Source organism: Ochrobactrum sp. WV_118_8 (genome assembly GCF_039631535.1).
GTDB classification, from domain to species: domain Bacteria; phylum Pseudomonadota; class Alphaproteobacteria; order Rhizobiales; family Rhizobiaceae; genus Brucella; species Brucella anthropi.
This window is the reverse complement of sequence record NZ_JBDIUZ010000002.1, coordinates 94003-109530: the sequence shown is the minus strand read 5'-3', so window position 1 is coordinate 109530 and position 15528 is coordinate 94003. Positions and strand designations below refer to the sequence as shown.

Genomic DNA, 15528 nt, shown 5'->3' with positions numbered 1-15528 from the left:
AAGGGAAAAGAACATGCTGGGCTATACGCTCCGACGATTGGGTAGTGCGATACCCACGATATTCATCATCATCACGCTGACGTTCTTTCTGATCCGGCTTGCGCCCGGCGGACCTTTCGACCTTGAAAGGCCGATTGATCCACTGATCCTGGAGAACCTCAAGAAGGCCTATAATATGGATGCGCCGCTGTGGCAGCAGTATCTGATTTATCTGGGCAATCTTCTGCACGGCGATCTTGGACCAAGCTTCACGCGACGCGACTTCTCGGTGAACGATCTTTTCGCTTCCGGCCTGCCGGTTTCGATCATGCTCGGCACACTCGGTCTGACGCTTGCAGCGATCATCGGAACATTTCTCGGCACGCTGGCAGCGCTGAAGCAGAACTCAGCTGTCGACTATTTCGTCGTCGCGCTGGCCACATTCGGCATCACCACGCCCAACTTCGTCGTGGCCCCTCTCCTCAGCCTTCTGTTCGGCGTCATTCTCGGATGGGTTCCGGCGGGCGGCTGGTCTTCGGCCAATATAACCTACTGGATATTGCCGGTCCTGACGCTTGCATTGCCGCAGGTCGGCGTCATTGCGCGTCTCGTGCGTGGTGCGACGATTGAGGCATTGCGCGCCAATCACGTGCGCACCGCCCGCGCCTATGGCTTGCCATCGCGTGTGGTCGTGGGCGTGCATGCCTTGCGTGCCGCCATGCTCCCCGCCGTATCCTATCTCGGCCCGACGGCTGCGGCCCTGCTCACAGGTTCGGTCGTGGTCGAGACGATCTTCGGCATTCCCGGCATCGGTCGTTACTTCGTGCAGGGCGCGCTTAGCCGCGATTACACCCTCGTCATGGGAACCGTTGTTGTCATTTCGGTCTTCGTCGTGGTGTTCAACCTGATCGTCGATCTTCTTTATGCATGGCTTGATCCGAGGGTTCGCTATGACTGATCTTACTGTACCGACGGAAACAGCCCGGCTGGAAGTTCCAAGCCGCTCGCTCTGGCAGGACGCATGGTTGCGCCTGCGCAAGAACAAGGCTGCCGTGGCAAGCGCTATCGTCCTTCTTCTGATGGCTTTTCTGGGCATTTTCGGCCCGATGCTGAGCCCGCACCCCTATGACAAGATTTATCCGCAGTTCGTGCGTGTGGCACCGAGCCTCGAAGCCTATCCGCGTGAAGATACAATCATGCCGGGTCTTGAACGCGAACTTGCCCGCGCGCGGCTGAATGCTGCCGGCGAGCCGGAACTGAACGGCAACAATGTCGTTGTCGACTTCACCGCACAGCGTCCGACGGACGAGCGTGTGCTGCGTTATTTCCAGCGCTCCGACCTGTTCAGCAATCCGAAAATCGAGATCGCTACTGACGGGCTGTCGGGCAAGCTGACCCTCGACGTGGCGCGCAATTATTTCCTGCTCGGCACTGATAATCTGGGCCGCGATCTGATGACGCGCATCTTCATCGGTGTGCGCATGTCGCTTGCTATCGGCCTGCTTGCCTCGGCCATGGCACTGGTTCTGGGCGTGTCCTATGGGGCTGTCTCCGGTTATCTCGGCGGGCGCATCGACAATGTGATGATGCGGCTCGTGGATATTCTCTATTCGCTGCCCTTCATCTTCTTTGTGATATTGATGCTCGTCTTCTTCGGGCGATCCATTTTCATCATCTTCATCGCCATCGGCGCGACGGAGTGGCTGGATATGGCGCGCATCGTGCGCGGACAGACATTGAGCCTCAAACGTCAGGAATTCGTACAGGCTGCGGAAGCGTTAGGCGCGACACGGCGCGGTGTCATCACGCGCCACATCATTCCGAATGCGCTTGGCCCGGTCATCGTTTTCGTGACGTTGCTGGTGCCGAAGGCAATCCTGCTCGAAAGTCTCCTCTCCTTCCTCGGTCTCGGTGTTCAGGACCCCCTCACCTCTCTGGGGCTGCTGATTTCCGAAGGTGCCCAGAACATGCGCGGCGCGAGCTGGCAATTGATCTGGCCTGCCGCAACACTGACCATCATCCTGTTTGCGCTGAACTTCCTTGGCGATGGCCTGCGCGACAGCCTTGACCCGAAGGATCGCTGAGATGACGAGTGAAAACATTCTGAGCGTGCGCGACCTGAAGGTCACATTCGACACGCATGACGGTCCGGTAGAGGCAGTGCGCGGCATCAATCTTGATGTCAAAGCTGGTGAAACCATAGCCATTGTCGGCGAGTCCGGTTCAGGCAAGAGCCAGACCACCATGGCAATGATGGGCCTTCTGGCCCAGAACGGCAAGGCGACCGGCCAGGCGCTCTATCGCGGTCAGGATCTGATCGGCATGTCCGAAAAGAAGCTGAACAACATCCGCGGCGCAAAGATCACCATGATCTTTCAGGAGCCGATGACGTCGCTCGATCCGCTTTACCGCATCGGCGACCAGCTTGCCGAGCCGCTTCGCTATCATCGCGGCATGAACAAGAAGCAGGCGCGTCCGCGTATTCTTGAACTGCTCAAGCTGGTTGGTATTCCAGAACCTGAACGCCGCATCGACAGCTATCCTTATGAACTGTCAGGCGGACAAAGGCAGCGTGTCATGATCGCCATGGCGCTCGCCAACGAACCGGACATCCTGATTGCCGATGAACCGACGACTGCGCTCGACGTCACCATTCAGGCGCAGATTCTCGATCTTCTGGCCGATCTGCAGAAGCGGTTGGGCATGGCGGTGGTCTTCATCACGCACGATCTTGGCATCGTGCGGCGCTTCGCCGACCGGGTCTATGTGATGCGCTCCGGCGAAGTGGTTGAAACCAACGAAACGGAAAAGCTCTTCACCTCACCGGAGCATCCCTATACGAAGATGCTGCTCGATGCGGAGCCGGAAGGCGAAAAGGCCCCTCCCCGTGACGACGCGCCGGTGCTTGTTCGCGCCGACAATGTGAAGGTCAATTTTCTTATCAGCAAACCATGGCTCGGCGCTGCGAACTATCTCACCGCCGTCAACAATGTCTCGCTGACATTGAAAGAAGGCCAGACCATCGGCATTGTGGGTGAATCCGGTTCCGGCAAGTCCACGCTCGGTCGCGCCATTCTGCGTCTTCTCCCATCAGAAGGCCGCATCGCTTATCTCGGCAAGGAATTGCCGACGGAATCGCAGGCGATGCGTCCGAAACGCCGCGAATTGCAGCTCGTTTTTCAGGATCCTTTTGGCTCGCTCAGCCCGCGCATGACGGTGGGACGCATCATCACTGAAGGGCTTCTGATCCACGAACCGAACCTTTCGGCGAAAGAGCGTGATCGCCGCGCGCAGGATGCCCTGCGGGAAGTCGGCATGGACCCGGCCATGCGCAATCGCTATCCGCACGAATTTTCCGGCGGCCAGCGCCAGCGCATCGCCATTGCGCGCACGATGATCCTGAAACCACGCGTGATCGTGCTCGACGAACCGACAAGCGCGCTCGATCGTTCGGTGCAGAAGCAGATCGTCGCCCTGTTGCGCGACCTGCAGAAAGACCACGGCTTGTCCTATCTCTTCATCAGCCACGACATGGCGGTCGTGCGGGCCGTTTCGGACTATGTGATTGTGATGAAGAACGGAAAGATTGTCGAACAGGGCGATACCGAACAGGTCTTCGATCACCCGCGCGAAGATTATACCAAGGCTCTGATGGCGGCGGCGCTCAGCGAAGAGCGCTTCGGTACGTGATGTAATGACGGAATGAAAAGCGAAAGGGCCTGGTTTCAGGCCCTTTTCATTTGAAAGAAGCTCAAGCGACGCTGTGCAGTTCGGTGCAGACCTTGTTGCGGCCCAGATGCTTGGCACGATAGAGCGCCGCATCTGCCCTGCGGAAGACCGTTTGGAAATCTTCGTTACCCGGCATGCAGAAAGCGATGCCTGCGCTGGTCGTCGTTGAGAAATCTCCAGCCGAAGCCTCGAACACGATCGCCGAAAAGGCTTTCCGGATCGTGTCGGCCAAGGCAAGAACATCGCTATTATGTTTCTGCCTCAGGATCAGAACGAACTCCTCACCGCCGATGCGGGAGATGAGAGCCTGACCTTTGACATGATTACGCAGAACGCCGGAGAACGTGTACAGCACTTCATCCCCGACGATGTGGCCATGCGTATCATTGATGGATTTAAAAGCATCAAGGTCGAAGATCACGACTGAATCCCCGAGCTGCAGTTCATTATCGTTCAGCACGTCATAAAGCGCGCGCCGGTTCAGCAATCCGGTCAGGCTGTCGGTGCGCGCCTCATTGGCATGACGACGCGCAATGCGCGACTGGGTGAAATTCAGCGACAGCGCGCCAATGCCCGTAATGCCTATGATTGCAGTGATGGCATTGATATCTTCGGCCCAATTGCTTGGGATCGTAGTCATGACCCACTGTTGTTGATGCAGGATGACAGCGCCGCACAGAGAGAATGAAATCGCTGTCAGGGCATAAAGAACGATCATGCCAATGACCGGAACCGGCGCTTCCCGATAGACATGGAAATATTCTTTCGCCGTCAGCAGGAGCAACAGGGCCGAAGTCAGGTTGAAGATCGCCGTGCCCGTGCCCGTCTGTCCGGCCAGAATGGGCAGCGTCGTCGCGCATATGACAGCAATCGCAAGCACGACCAGAAAGCTCCGTTGTATCGGACGTCCGGAAATCTGCCGTGACCCGACAATCAGGAAGATGAAACCGACGCTCTCCAGACCGAAGGCGACAATGGAGGCCGTAGCCAGCGGCAAAGGCCCCGCATAGTAAAGTACTGCCCCCGTGCCGAGCAGGATCATGCCAAGGCAGCCCCAGAGCAGAAATTTGTCACGCGAGTTCTGATACCAGACGCTGAGAATCGTCAGCCCTACTGCCAGAGAGCAGATACCTGTCGCAAAAAACAAAGTGTTCTGGTCGAGTCCCAAAGCTGCACTTCCCCCGCTGCATAGCCAAGTGTAGTTCAGCTCTTGATAATAAGCGATAAGCAATATGTTTAAATCGATCAACCATCGGTCGACATGATGCCATATCTATACAGAACAGATGAGCTATGGTTAATAATCGCCATACATGGCTTTGGTAAAAGGGGTCGAGATGTTGAAAATTGCATTGCTGGCAGGCAGCCTGACACTTCTTGCAGCACCATCGTCTTTCGCCGACGAACAGACAATCGAAGGCGTGGGCCTCGGCAGGGAAATCACCTGCACCTCCGGCGATGTCGGGATTTACGGTGCGGAAAATAACGTCAAGCTCAAGGGAGAATGCGGCCATGTCACCATACATGGCGTTTCTCATACTGTGACTTTCGAAAACGCCCGGAAGCTTTCGGTATCCGGCACGGACAACACGGTTTCGGGTGGAGCAACGCAAAATCTGATCGTTGAAGTGTCGAACAATCAGGTAACCGCCACCTTGAAGAAAGGAACAGATCCTTCAATTCTGGAGGTTTCCGGCGCGGAGAATATCGTCAATGTGAAGGTCGATGGACCTTCGCAGTTCGATGTCAGCGGCGCGAACCATCAGGTGACCTGGTCGCTTGCAGGCGGTTCCGCCGAACCGACGATCTCGATCTCCGGCGCCGATAACGATGTAACCAAGGTTGAATGAAAATGATCTGCGCGGCACCGTGATCTGGCGCCGCGCAGATTATCGATTTCAGGCTGCCAGCGAAGCCATATCGATGACGAAGCGGTAGCGCACGTCGCTCTTCAGAACGCGTTCATAGGCTTCGTTGATCTCCTGAATGTTGATCTTCTCGATTTCCGAAACGATGTTGTGCTGGCCGCAGAAGTCCAGCATTTCTTGCGTTTCCTTGATCGACCCAATCATCGATCCTGCAAGCGACTTGCGGCCGGGAATAAGCGAGAACGCATGCACCGGCACCATGTCTTCGGGAACGCCAACGACAACCATCGTTCCGTTTACCTTGAGCAGGCCAAGATAGGCATTCCAGTCGATGGCGACGCCAACCGTGCAGATGATGAGATCGAACGATCCCGCCAGCTTTTCGAAAGTGGTCGCGTCGCTAGTCGCATAATATTCATGAGCGCCGAGCTTGAGGCCATCTTCCTTCTTGGAAAGTGACTGGCTTAGAACCGTAACATGCGCGCCCATGGCATTGGCGAGCTTGACGCCCATGTGTCCGAGTCCACCCATGCCGACGATCGCCACACGCTTGCCGGGACCTGCATTCCAGTGACGCAGCGGCGAATAGAGGGTGATGCCTGCACAGAGCAACGGTGCTGCCGCATCGAGCGGAAGATTGTCAGGCATGGAAAGGACATAGCCTTCCTTGACGACGATATGGTCGGAATATCCGCCCTGTGTCCGCGCCTTTCCTTCGGTGTCGAAGGTGTTGTAGGTCTGGATGAGGCCCGGAAGATAATGCTCATTGTCGACATCCCGGCTGGCGCAGCCAACGCAGGAATCCACGAAGCAGCCGACGCCGACCTTGTCGCCGACCTTGAACTTGGTAACCGCATCACCGACGGCGGTGACGACACCTGCGATTTCGTGCCCCGGAACGATGGGATAAACTGCGTTCTTCCATTCATTGCGGACGGTATGGATGTCGGAATGGCAAACGCCGCAATACTGGATCGAGATGACCACGTCATCTGCATTGGGCTCGCGCCGTTCAAAAGTGAACGGAACCAACGGCTCATCTGCATCCGTAGCAGCGTAACCTCTTGCTATGGCCATGATAGACTCCATTTATTGGATTGGGGAAGCAGGCAGAATATGCCGGAAGCAAGGGCAGAAGCGGTAGACCGATCCTGCAAGCTTCTTGCACGATCCTGCAAAACTGCCTGCTTCGCGATTGCCGATGCATGCCTGCCTGATCAATAATTGCTGTATTCTATCTCATCTGAAGCGGATCACCTATGACGTCACTGAACGACACCTACGAGGAACTTGCCGCGCTGGCGGAGCGTTTCACCGCACAGGACGGCGAATACCGAACACCGATCGAAGGTCTGGGGATCAGCAGGCGGACGACGCCAAGCATACCGTGCCACAGCAGCTATCGGCCCTGTCTCGCCATGGTGTTGCAGGGCGCGAAATCCCTGCGTCTCGGCTCCGAGACGATCAATTATACCAAGGGCGAATATCTGGTGACGTCGCTGGACCTGCCCGTCACATGGCGGGTGGTCGAAGCTAGCCCGGAAGCACCACATCTGTGTCTGGCGCTTGCCATCGACAGCGAAAAGCTCACCGACCTGATCGGGCGCGCCGACGTTCGCAGGCACGTGATGGCAGATGGCGATCAATGGGGCATTACCGTCAATGCAGCACCTGCTGGACTGCTGGATGCGGCTCTGCGCCTGCTGCGCCTTCTTGACAATCCCGAGGATATTCCGGTGATGGCACCCCTGATCGAACAGGAAATCCTTTATCGCCTTCTGACTGGTCCCGGCGGCGAGCGTTTGATCAACATCGCAACCGCCGACAGTCAGGCCAACCGGATAGCACGGGCTATCGGGTGGCTTCGGCAGAACTTCGCAGCGCCATTGCGGATTGAACAGCTTGCCGAACACGTCAATATGAGCGCGTCGTCATTTCATCATCACTTCAAGGCGATTACGGCAATGACGCCGGTTCAGTATCAAAAGCAACTGCGTCTGAACGAGGCACGCAGGCTGATGCTGGTCGAGCGTCTGGATGCTGGTACGGCTGGCCATCGCGTAGGCTATCAAAGCCCGTCACAGTTCAGTCGCGAGTATAGCCGCTTCTATGGAAACCCGCCGATGCGCGATATCGAAGCGGCTTAGATAGCAGAACGGCGGAACTTTCGTTCCGCCGTTCTATTGTTAGTGCCCCTGGCTGTTGCGGACCGCCGCGACATCTGTCGCCTTTACCGGTCCTGCGCTGTTACCCCATGCCGAGCGGACGAATGTTGCCAGTTCGGCGACTTCATCATCCGACAGGCGGTCGGCATAGCCCTGCATCACCAGACGCATCGGACGCTTCGCCGTGGACGGAACCTCTGCGCCATGCAGGATGATCGAGATCAGCGGTTTCGTCTCCGAACCTGTCACAAGATCATTACCGGCAAGCTCAGGAAAGATTTCCGGCGCGCCCTTGCCCGTCACGAAGTGGCAGGCGGCGCAGTTATCGATGTAGAGACGTGCGCCCAGAGGCATATCCGGAGAAGCTTCCGTCAGCATCTTTGTCGTTGCTTCACCGGCCGCATCGGCCGGAGCCGCTGGCAGCGCCATCGACGCCTTAGAAGCGAAGCTCTGCGGCACTTCGACAGCCGCACCGTCGATCCCCTTCAGGAAAGCGGCCATCGCCAGATTGTCTGCATCAGTGAGATGCTGCAGCGAATGTTCGACAGCGAGGCCCATTTCGCCATTGGCCGTTGAATGGGAATTGCGGCCTGTTGCGAGATAGGTTGCCAGTTCCTCGATGGACCATTTCTGCGGAGCGGAATTGGTGCCGCGCAGAGACGGAGCGTTCCAGCCATCGACAACACCGCCGGTTAGGAAGTCCTTGTCACCGACCTGCGTACCGCTCTGCGCCATCAGCGGATTGCGTGGGCTGTGGCAGGCAGCACAGTGTGCCGGTCCCTCGACCAGATACTGTCCGCGATCCTCTGCTTCCGACTTGCCGGCGGCCTTGAAGCCCGCTTCCTGACCGAGAGCAAGCCAGTTCCAGGCGCGAATGCCGAAACGCATGTTGAACGGGAAGCCAAGCTTGGTTTCCTGAACGACATTGTTCACCGGCTCCACCTGATGCATGAAATAATCATACAGAGCGCGGACATCTTCTTCCGTCAGCTTGCGATAGTTCTCATATGGCATTGCTGGATAAAGATGCGAGCCGTCGGCACGAATGCCGTCATAAAGAGCGGCGCGAAACTGATCGAGTGTCCAGTTTCCAATGCCGGTTTCCTTATCCGGAGTGATGTTGGTCGTCCAGATCGTACCCATCGGGCTTGCAATCGGGCGGCCACCGGCAAAGGGCTTGCCGCCTTCCGCCGTATGGCAGGCCATGCAGTCGGAGGCATACATGACATATTCGCCCTGCCCTTCGGCAGGCTTCCAGTCTGCGGCCAGTTCCTTGGTCGGTTTAGTCAGTTGTACCGGCACGAAGATGAAGGCCAGCAGCGCGACAATACCGATGACGACCAGAGCGCCGATTATGCGAAGAAAAGTTTTCATCACCATTCTCCTCAGATCAGCGGACGCGGATTGGACAGATATTGCGTGCGGATCGCATGCGCAGTCGAATAGGCAAGCCCGCCGAGCAGGCCTGTCGGATTGTACTGCGTGTTCTGCACGAAATTGCCCGCGCCGGTCATGAACACATTGTGCTTGTCCCATGCCTGCGAGTAGCGGTTGACCACGCCCTCACGCGGGTTTTCCGACATGCTATGGCCACCCGTATTGTGCGTCGTCTGATAGGGACGCACGTCATATTGCGCGCCTTCCTTCTTGAAGGACGACTGCATCAGGTCCGGGTTCATCGTCTTGGCCAGTTCTTCCATCTTGGTCTTCATGTACTGGGTCATCCGGATATCATTCGGATTCCAGTTGAAGGTCATGCGCATGAGCGGGCGACCGTGACGATCCTTGTAGGTTGGGTCCAGATCGAGATGGTTGGTCCTGTAAGCCATATGCGAGCCATGGCTGCCGATGGACATGGCATGGCCGTACCATTCGGCAATGGCCTTCTTCCATGCACCGCCCCAGCCCGGCGTACCGGACGGCAGTGGCATACTGCGGATCGGCTGGCCGTTGGTCTGGCCTGCGCGCCAGTACGAACCGCCGATGAAGCCTTCTCGTCCGAAATCGATCTGGTTGACACCGAAATCGTCGATGCACATGCCGTTCGCGCCGGTGCCGATGAACGGATTGAACTCTTCATCCTTGAAGAAAAGCGTCACGCCGCCATTCATCTGATAGGCATAATTGCGCCCGGTTACACCTTCGCCCGTTGCCGGATCGTATGGCTGGCCGATGCCGGAAAGCAGCGCCAGATGCACGTTGTTGAGCGAGAAGGACGCAAGAATAACGATATCGGCGGGCTGGAACACTTCCTCCTGCGTCGCCTCGTCGAAATAGGTCACGCCCGTAGCCGTCTTGCCATCTGGCGCCATCTCGACACGCAGAACTTCCGACTCCGTGCGATAGGAGAAGTTCGGCATGCGTTTCAGCGCATCGAGAATTGCTGTCTGAGGCGAAGACTTGGAATACTGGTAGCAGCCGAAGCGCTCGCAGAAACCGCAATGGTTGCACGGTCCCATCTGCATGCCATATTCATTGACATAGGCCGTCGACGCGATGCCGCCGGGCGACGGGAACGGATGATACCCCATGCCCTGCGCGGCATCGGCAAATTTCCGGCCGTCCCAGGTCGTGTGCATCGGTGGCATGGGATAGTCGTTTGAGCGCCATCCCTCGAACGGATTACCGCCTTCGGCGATCTTGCCCTTGAGGTTGCCAGCCTTCCCGGAGATACCGGCAATACGCTCGAAACGGTCGAAGAACGGTTCCAGCTCGTCGTAATGGATCGGATAATCGCCCAGAAGCATGTCTTCCGGAATGATCTGTTCGCCCCAGCGTTCCCTTACATAGGAGCGCAGGCGCAACTCTTCCGGCTGCGGACGCCAGTTCAGGCCGTTCCAGTGCGTGCCCGCTCCGCCAACGCCGTTACCAGGCAGAAACGAACCAAAACTGCGATACGGCAATGCAACTTCATTCTCGTTGCGTCGGATCGTGACCGTCTGCTGGCTGGCGCGCTGCATCAGCTTGAGGCGCACACCATATTTTAGCTCGTCGATCATGTTGGGATATTTGAAATCGGGGACCGTGTTCTGGTCGTGACCGCGCTCTAGCGCAACGATTTCAAGCCCTTCCTGAGCCAGTTCCATGGCCAGAATAGCGCCGGTCCAGCCGAGGCCGACGACGACCACGTCTTTTTTCTTTTCCTGACGTGCCATTGTTAAGCCCTCTCGCCCTTGATCGAAACTGGGCCTAACGGGTAGCGAACATTGTAGCGTTCGACCCATTCCTTGTAGCTGCCGCGCGCGCCGGGGAAGCCGATATAGCTCCAGGCCTGCATGCCGTGATTGCCGCCATACATCGGATCGGCGAAATAGCCTTCCTTGGTGTTCTGCAACAGGACTGTGAAGAAGTCGCGCAGTTCAGGCTGCAAGCCGACCTCCCCCTTCTGCAGCGAGGTCAGCGCCGCATCTTGCTGTTCCGCCGTCAAGGCCGAGAACGCAGCGCCATGCTTCTGCTCGCACCACGCATTGAAGGCAGGAATACCCTGCCTGTAAATCTGCGCAGGGTTGAGCGGCGTCTGCCAGCCGCGCGTCGGATCGGCGGACGCATCGTGGGGACCAACCATGTACCAGTCATCCGCGCGACCGTAATCACCGGCAAGCTGAAGATCGATGAAGACAGGAACACGGGCTTCGATAGCGCCAGGACCATCGCCTTCAGACGGGATCAGTCTTGCCGTTGCGGCGAGAATGAAAGCCCATTCGACTTCGTTGAAATATTGACGTTCATATTCTTCGAGTGGAACCGGGGGAGTTTGTGGTTCCGCTTTGGCTGAGACAGCGAGCCCTGAAAGCATCACGCTTGCTGCGGAGGCTTTCAGAAAACTGCGACGACTCGGATATCCGGGAAGGTCGGTCATTGTCGTTTCCTGCCGATTAGGTGGGTAAGACTTTTGGAGGTGTTTCCGAGAAAATTCCACGATACGCAGATGAGAAACATACGCTCTGGATACACAAGCCTCCAGAATTGTTCAAACAACTTGTACCCTAGTTGTGCATAACCAACCTGCGTTCGCTATAAGACTAGAGCCTTAGCGCAATCCGAAAAGGCCCGGAGAACGACGAAAATCCGGTTGAATGACGCCGAGGCGCGGGCAGTTTTCACAATCACGTGAAGACAATCCCTGCCCGCCACATATTGCCCGGTCTTGCAGTCACGATCACCCGTCAAAGCTGAATTGGGTTCGACTGTCCGGAACCGGCAGCGGCTTTTCACGTTGAAAGCGATGGCCGGAAGTGGCCATTATGGTGCTGTCGCGGTTTGCACGCGACTGGAGTGAAACGAAGGGAGGTCAGAAAAATGAAGGCACGCACAGCGACTGTCGGTGATCTTGAAAGCGTTTTTCACGACCTTTCGAGGCGTATGGCGATCGAATATATCGCCGCCGGCAAGGATACCAAAGCCGCCTATGACAACCTGATGATGAACCTGCGGGAAGGCCGTGCGCATGCTTTGCTGCAGGACGGCAAGGTAGTTGCTATCATCGCCTGGCATGAGGGGGATGGCGCCACCGATACGCTTTTTGCGGCGAAGGAAGAATTTTTCAACCGAAATACCGTGCGTTTCTGCAAGCAGCATATCCGGCAGATTCAGGCTTTGGCCGGTGACCTGCCAATCCATTCACGAAGCTGGCTCGACCGATCCGACATCGTAAAATGGTTCAAGATCATTGGTTACCAAGAAAAAGGAACCGACAATGGTGCCCGCCTCTTCGAACTGCCTGCCCGCCGTGATGGCATAGTGGCAGCATGACACCTCGCCACCGGAGCAATTTCCGGTGGCGTCTCTATCCCACGCCTGTTTGAAGCAACAACCGAATTCTGTTTTTCGTTTTCTGTGAATACAAAGTAAAATCAAAGACATAAAATAATTACTAGAGCCAATTGCGAGTCTCGCATGAGTTGCGGGGAAAGATCGTTTCTTTCAAGCCTTTAACGCATTCCTGACGATTAGCCGTTATTTGGAAAGATGACTGCCATTCGGGGGAAATCATGGCTTGGAAATTCATGCTTGCAAGTGCCGTTCTTGCTGTAACTCGAACGATGCCGAGGGGTTTCGCTGCGCCCACGGGACCGGCTGTGGTCTCCGATAATGCAATGGAAATGGAACTGAAACCCGCACCGATCAATCCTGACTGGGTGCTGGACGGCACTCCGCATGCGCGCTCCAGCGAGCAATCGGTAAGCCGGGACCGAGCCGCCTATACGGCCATCTGGGATTGCACCGCAGGCACTTTCCGCTGGTATTTCGGCTGGGATGAAACCGTCTATATTCTGGAAGGCGAAGTGCACGTCACCGACGCGGACGGCGGCACACGCACCTTGCGGGCTGGCGACGTTGCCTATTTCCGGGGCGGCACATGGGCAACCTGGAAAATCGACAATTATCTGCGCAAGGTCGCCTTCATGCGGCGCACTTTGCCTGCACCCGCTGCGTTCATCTATCGCGCCAGCGACGCGGTGAAACGGCGGCTGGGACGCCGCAAGAGCGGCGCGCTGAACTGATTACCGGTTTGTGATCGGGATGGGCGCCGCATTCGCGCCCATCACGTTGACGAACAGTCCGATATTTCAGTATAAATCAATGACGGTTTTCGCCGTACATGATGGGAATGGGGTTCTCCCGAAACTGCCAGCAATTGGCTGATGACTCCTGCTTGAATTGAAACAGGAGAAGAGTGCGTCGCAAGACCTCTCGAAGTGAGATATTCTATCGAATTTCCAGACGTCACCGACTAATCTCTATCCATTATTGAAATGGACACAGAACAATGCAAGCAACCCTCATGGTAGCGCTCGGTGGAGCGATCGGAAGTGTCGCGCGGTACTGGCTGGCCCTCTTGATGCTGCCGATAAGCCGCGAACTTCCCTGGGGCACCATCGTCATCAATATTGTCGGCTCTTTTGCAATCTCGTTCTTCGGTGCGCTGACACTGGAGCAAGGCCGTTTTCCCATACCGGAAATCTGGCGCCTCGCCTTCATGGTCGGCGTGTGCGGTGGCTTCACCACTTTCTCGTCTTTCAGCCTGCAAACGATGGATCTTCTGCGCGCTGGACAACCCGGCAAAGCCCTGTTCAATATCGGTTTTTCGGTTGTGCTTTGCCTGATCGCCGTGTGGCTCGGGCTGCTTGCCGCAGAACGCTTCAATGGTGGTATCGAACAGGTTGCGCAGAATGTAATCGAAGAAGAAGCATCATAAGCTTCACATACGATTGCAACAGCAACGGCCGGTGTTAACGCGTGCCGTCCGGCTGTGGGCGCGCAACGCGCTCTAAATATTTGTTTTAACGCGCATCTTATCCGAAAACCGTTTCACACTTTTCGGGATGAGCTCTAATGGACGCACGTGTGAAAGTGGCCCGGCTTTCAGATCCACGGCACATATGAAAACACCCTCCATTTGCTATATTACGCAAATAAAAGATGAATATATATTGACTTTGACGACTTTCATTTACTTATAACGAATCAATTACTGGCCATAAATTAAGTTTTATGATATGTTTTACCTATATTATATTTTAGGATTTATAAATATGGGACTTGATACATTCTCTGTTCTTCAATCTCTTGCATTGTTTGCAGTCGTGATAGTGATAATGTTCATGATATTTATCGGCATAAATACCAATGGAACATTGTGATTTAATCACGATCTGCTTCACTGGAACGTATCTGGAAAAATGTGAAACAATTTCCAGGACAAGAGGTACTTAAAAAGACAGAAAACATTCGTAGTAATTCGGGAGATATCTGCGAGGCGACCTCTCAACGCTTTCCGTCACCAAATTTCTCGGCTGCGAAATCCAGGAAGCTTCTGAGCTTGGGGGTCATCTGTCGATCTGATGCATAAAGCGCATGCAGGGCGCGCGATGGGGGTTCGTATTCAGGGAGAAGCCGGATCAGCTTTCCTGACGATATCTCATCAGCAACCAGTTCATACGGTTGAAAGAGGATACCCATACCAGAAAGTGCTGCAGCACGCAGTGCTTCACCGCTGTTGGCACAGAAACGGCCCGTGATTGAAATAGTCACCTCACCTTCCGGCCCAATGAATGACCAATGAGTGCGGAGCGATGAATGCGTGAAGATCAGGCATTCATGTTCGACCAGATCTTGTGGTGTCTTCAGGCTGCTTGCAGAATCCATATAGGCAGGCGCAGCGCACAGAATAAGACGATAGGGCGCAAGACGCTTGGCGATAAGGCTGCTGTCGGGGAGATCGCCAGCGCGAAAAATCACGTCAAACCCCTCCTCCACCAGATCGACATTTCTGTTCGTAAGATTGAGGTCTACCGACACCTCGGGATGCCGCCTGAGATATTCCGAAAGTTCGGGCGCAAGCGCGTGGCTTCCAAAAGTCACCGGAGCGCTGATGCGAAGCCTTCCCCTTGGTTCAGACCTTGTCTCCGCCATCAATGCTTCGGCAAGGTCCATTTCCGCCAGAATGTTCTTCGCGCGCTCGTAGAACACTTGCCCGCTATCAGTAAGGCTTTGCCGACGCGTCGTCCTTGTCAGCAGTCTTACGCCCAGTCCGAGCTCCAAGGCACGTATCTGCTTGCCGGCAAGCTGTGACGACATCTCCAACTCGTGTGCTGCCGACGAGATGGACCCGGATTCGACTGCCTTTACGAAGACTCTCATGCCAGTCAACCGATCCATTACAAACAATCCATTTCCATTATTGAAAAATATGAACCATTTTATCCTCAGTGTTTCATAACTACAATATGCATGAAGCTGCCATTATCCCGCGATCAACCGGGACAGCACCATTTAGAAGGAAA

14 protein-coding genes and 1 riboswitch are annotated in these 15528 nt (G+C 55.8%); of the genes, 8 read left to right on the top strand and 6 right to left on the bottom strand.

Annotation, left to right across the window (positions count from 1 at the left end):
• Window positions 1-13 precede the first annotated feature (13 nt).
• The 3 genes from ABDF71_RS14720 to ABDF71_RS14710 are packed head-to-tail and all read left to right on the top strand — an operon-like array spanning window position 14 to window position 3669.
• A complete protein-coding gene (locus ABDF71_RS14720) occupies window positions 14-937 on the top strand; it encodes an ABC transporter permease (protein WP_010658798.1) in 924 nt (307 codons plus the stop codon).
• Window positions 930-2063 carry an ABC transporter permease gene (locus ABDF71_RS14715; protein WP_029927405.1) on the top strand — a complete coding sequence of 378 codons (1134 nt, stop codon included), beginning with the start codon at window positions 930-932 and terminating at the stop codon, window positions 2061-2063. The genes ABDF71_RS14720 and ABDF71_RS14715 overlap by 8 nt, the downstream gene beginning before the upstream one ends.
• A gap of 1 nt (window position 2064) precedes the next feature.
• Entirely contained in the window at window positions 2065-3669 is a 1605-nt protein-coding gene (locus tag ABDF71_RS14710; protein ID WP_151664445.1) for an ABC transporter ATP-binding protein, read from the top strand.
• Between the two features lie 61 nt (window positions 3670-3730).
• Here the strand turns inward: ABDF71_RS14710 and ABDF71_RS14705 are convergent, their stop codons facing one another.
• Window positions 3731-4876, bottom strand: coding sequence for a GGDEF domain-containing protein (locus tag ABDF71_RS14705; RefSeq protein ID WP_151664446.1), 1146 nt, complete (start codon window positions 4874-4876; stop codon window positions 3731-3733).
• Between the two features lie 169 nt (window positions 4877-5045).
• Here ABDF71_RS14705 and ABDF71_RS14700 point away from each other — a divergent pair, with 169 nt between their 5' ends.
• On the top strand, window positions 5046-5558 hold the full coding sequence (locus ABDF71_RS14700; RefSeq protein WP_151664447.1) for a DUF3060 domain-containing protein: 513 nt from the start codon (window positions 5046-5048) through the stop codon (window positions 5556-5558).
• Window positions 5559-5606: 48 nt separating this feature from the next.
• Here the strand turns inward: ABDF71_RS14700 and ABDF71_RS14695 are convergent, their stop codons facing one another.
• Window positions 5607-6653 (bottom strand): NAD(P)-dependent alcohol dehydrogenase, encoded by a 1047-nt coding sequence (locus tag ABDF71_RS14695; RefSeq protein ID WP_029927403.1) that lies wholly within the window; start codon window positions 6651-6653, stop codon window positions 5607-5609.
• Between the two features lie 182 nt (window positions 6654-6835).
• On the opposite strand from ABDF71_RS14695, the gene ABDF71_RS14690 reads away from it, so the two are divergent.
• Window positions 6836-7723 carry an AraC family transcriptional regulator gene (locus ABDF71_RS14690; protein WP_010658804.1) on the top strand — a complete coding sequence of 296 codons (888 nt, stop codon included), beginning with the start codon at window positions 6836-6838 and terminating at the stop codon, window positions 7721-7723.
• A gap of 39 nt (window positions 7724-7762) precedes the next feature.
• Here the strand turns inward: ABDF71_RS14690 and ABDF71_RS14685 are convergent, their stop codons facing one another.
• From ABDF71_RS14685 to ABDF71_RS14675, 3 genes are read right to left on the bottom strand one after another with little or no spacing between them, the layout of a single operon-like run.
• Window positions 7763-9115, bottom strand: a complete 1353-nt coding sequence (locus tag ABDF71_RS14685; protein ID WP_258124349.1) for a cytochrome c — start codon at window positions 9113-9115, stop codon at window positions 7763-7765.
• Window positions 9116-9126: 11 nt separating this feature from the next.
• Entirely contained in the window at window positions 9127-10896 is a 1770-nt protein-coding gene (locus tag ABDF71_RS14680; protein ID WP_029927401.1) for a GMC family oxidoreductase, read from the bottom strand.
• Window positions 10897-10898: 2 nt separating this feature from the next.
• The gene (locus ABDF71_RS14675) at window positions 10899-11600 is read right to left on the bottom strand and encodes a gluconate 2-dehydrogenase subunit 3 family protein (protein ID WP_012093000.1); all 702 of its coding nucleotides are present in this window, start codon (window positions 11598-11600) and stop codon (window positions 10899-10901) included.
• Window positions 11601-12040: 440 nt separating this feature from the next.
• Between ABDF71_RS14675 and ABDF71_RS14670 the strand changes: the two genes are divergently transcribed.
• The 3 genes from ABDF71_RS14670 to crcB all read left to right on the top strand — a co-directional run bounded on the left by ABDF71_RS14670 (window position 12041) and on the right by crcB (window position 13940).
• Window positions 12041-12493, top strand: a complete 453-nt coding sequence (locus tag ABDF71_RS14670) for a hypothetical protein (protein WP_010658808.1) — start codon at window positions 12041-12043, stop codon at window positions 12491-12493.
• Between the two features lie 239 nt (window positions 12494-12732).
• Window positions 12733-13245, top strand: coding sequence for a cupin domain-containing protein (locus ABDF71_RS14665; protein ID WP_029927400.1), 513 nt, complete (start codon window positions 12733-12735; stop codon window positions 13243-13245).
• A 94-nt stretch (window positions 13246-13339) separates the two neighbouring features.
• Window positions 13340-13403, top strand: a riboswitch (Fluoride riboswitch).
• 108 nt (window positions 13404-13511) lie between these two features.
• Entirely contained in the window at window positions 13512-13940 is a 429-nt protein-coding gene (gene crcB, locus ABDF71_RS14660; RefSeq protein ID WP_010658810.1) for a fluoride efflux transporter CrcB, read from the top strand.
• 569 nt (window positions 13941-14509) lie between these two features.
• Here crcB and ABDF71_RS14655 read toward each other — a convergent pair.
• Window positions 14510-15403, bottom strand: coding sequence for a LysR family transcriptional regulator (locus ABDF71_RS14655; protein WP_151664449.1), 894 nt, complete (start codon window positions 15401-15403; stop codon window positions 14510-14512).
• Window positions 15404-15528: the final 125 nt, after the last annotated feature.

What these genes read in the sequence shown, in the direction of transcription:
- ABDF71_RS14720 (WP_010658798.1), top strand. Translation starts at nt 14, where the DNA reads ATGCTGGGCTATACGCTCCGACGATTGGGTAGTGCGATACCCACGATA.
- ABDF71_RS14715 (WP_029927405.1), top strand. Translation starts at nt 930, where the DNA reads ATGACTGATCTTACTGTACCGACGGAAACAGCCCGGCTGGAAGTTCCA.
- ABDF71_RS14710 (WP_151664445.1), top strand. Translation starts at nt 2,065, where the DNA reads ATGACGAGTGAAAACATTCTGAGCGTGCGCGACCTGAAGGTCACATTC.
- ABDF71_RS14700 (WP_151664447.1), top strand. Translation starts at nt 5,046, where the DNA reads ATGTTGAAAATTGCATTGCTGGCAGGCAGCCTGACACTTCTTGCAGCA.
- ABDF71_RS14695 (WP_029927403.1), bottom strand. Translation starts at nt 6,653, where the DNA reads ATGGCCATAGCAAGAGGTTACGCTGCTACGGATGCAGATGAGCCGTTG.
- ABDF71_RS14690 (WP_010658804.1), top strand. Translation starts at nt 6,836, where the DNA reads ATGACGTCACTGAACGACACCTACGAGGAACTTGCCGCGCTGGCGGAG.
- ABDF71_RS14685 (WP_258124349.1), bottom strand. Translation starts at nt 9,115, where the DNA reads ATGAAAACTTTTCTTCGCATAATCGGCGCTCTGGTCGTCATCGGTATT.
- ABDF71_RS14680 (WP_029927401.1), bottom strand. Translation starts at nt 10,896, where the DNA reads ATGGCACGTCAGGAAAAGAAAAAAGACGTGGTCGTCGTCGGCCTCGGC.
- ABDF71_RS14675 (WP_012093000.1), bottom strand. Translation starts at nt 11,600, where the DNA reads ATGACCGACCTTCCCGGATATCCGAGTCGTCGCAGTTTTCTGAAAGCC.
- ABDF71_RS14670 (WP_010658808.1), top strand. Translation starts at nt 12,041, where the DNA reads ATGAAGGCACGCACAGCGACTGTCGGTGATCTTGAAAGCGTTTTTCAC.
- ABDF71_RS14665 (WP_029927400.1), top strand. Translation starts at nt 12,733, where the DNA reads ATGGCTTGGAAATTCATGCTTGCAAGTGCCGTTCTTGCTGTAACTCGA.
- crcB (WP_010658810.1), top strand. Translation starts at nt 13,512, where the DNA reads ATGCAAGCAACCCTCATGGTAGCGCTCGGTGGAGCGATCGGAAGTGTC.
- ABDF71_RS14655 (WP_151664449.1), bottom strand. Translation starts at nt 15,403, where the DNA reads ATGGATCGGTTGACTGGCATGAGAGTCTTCGTAAAGGCAGTCGAATCC.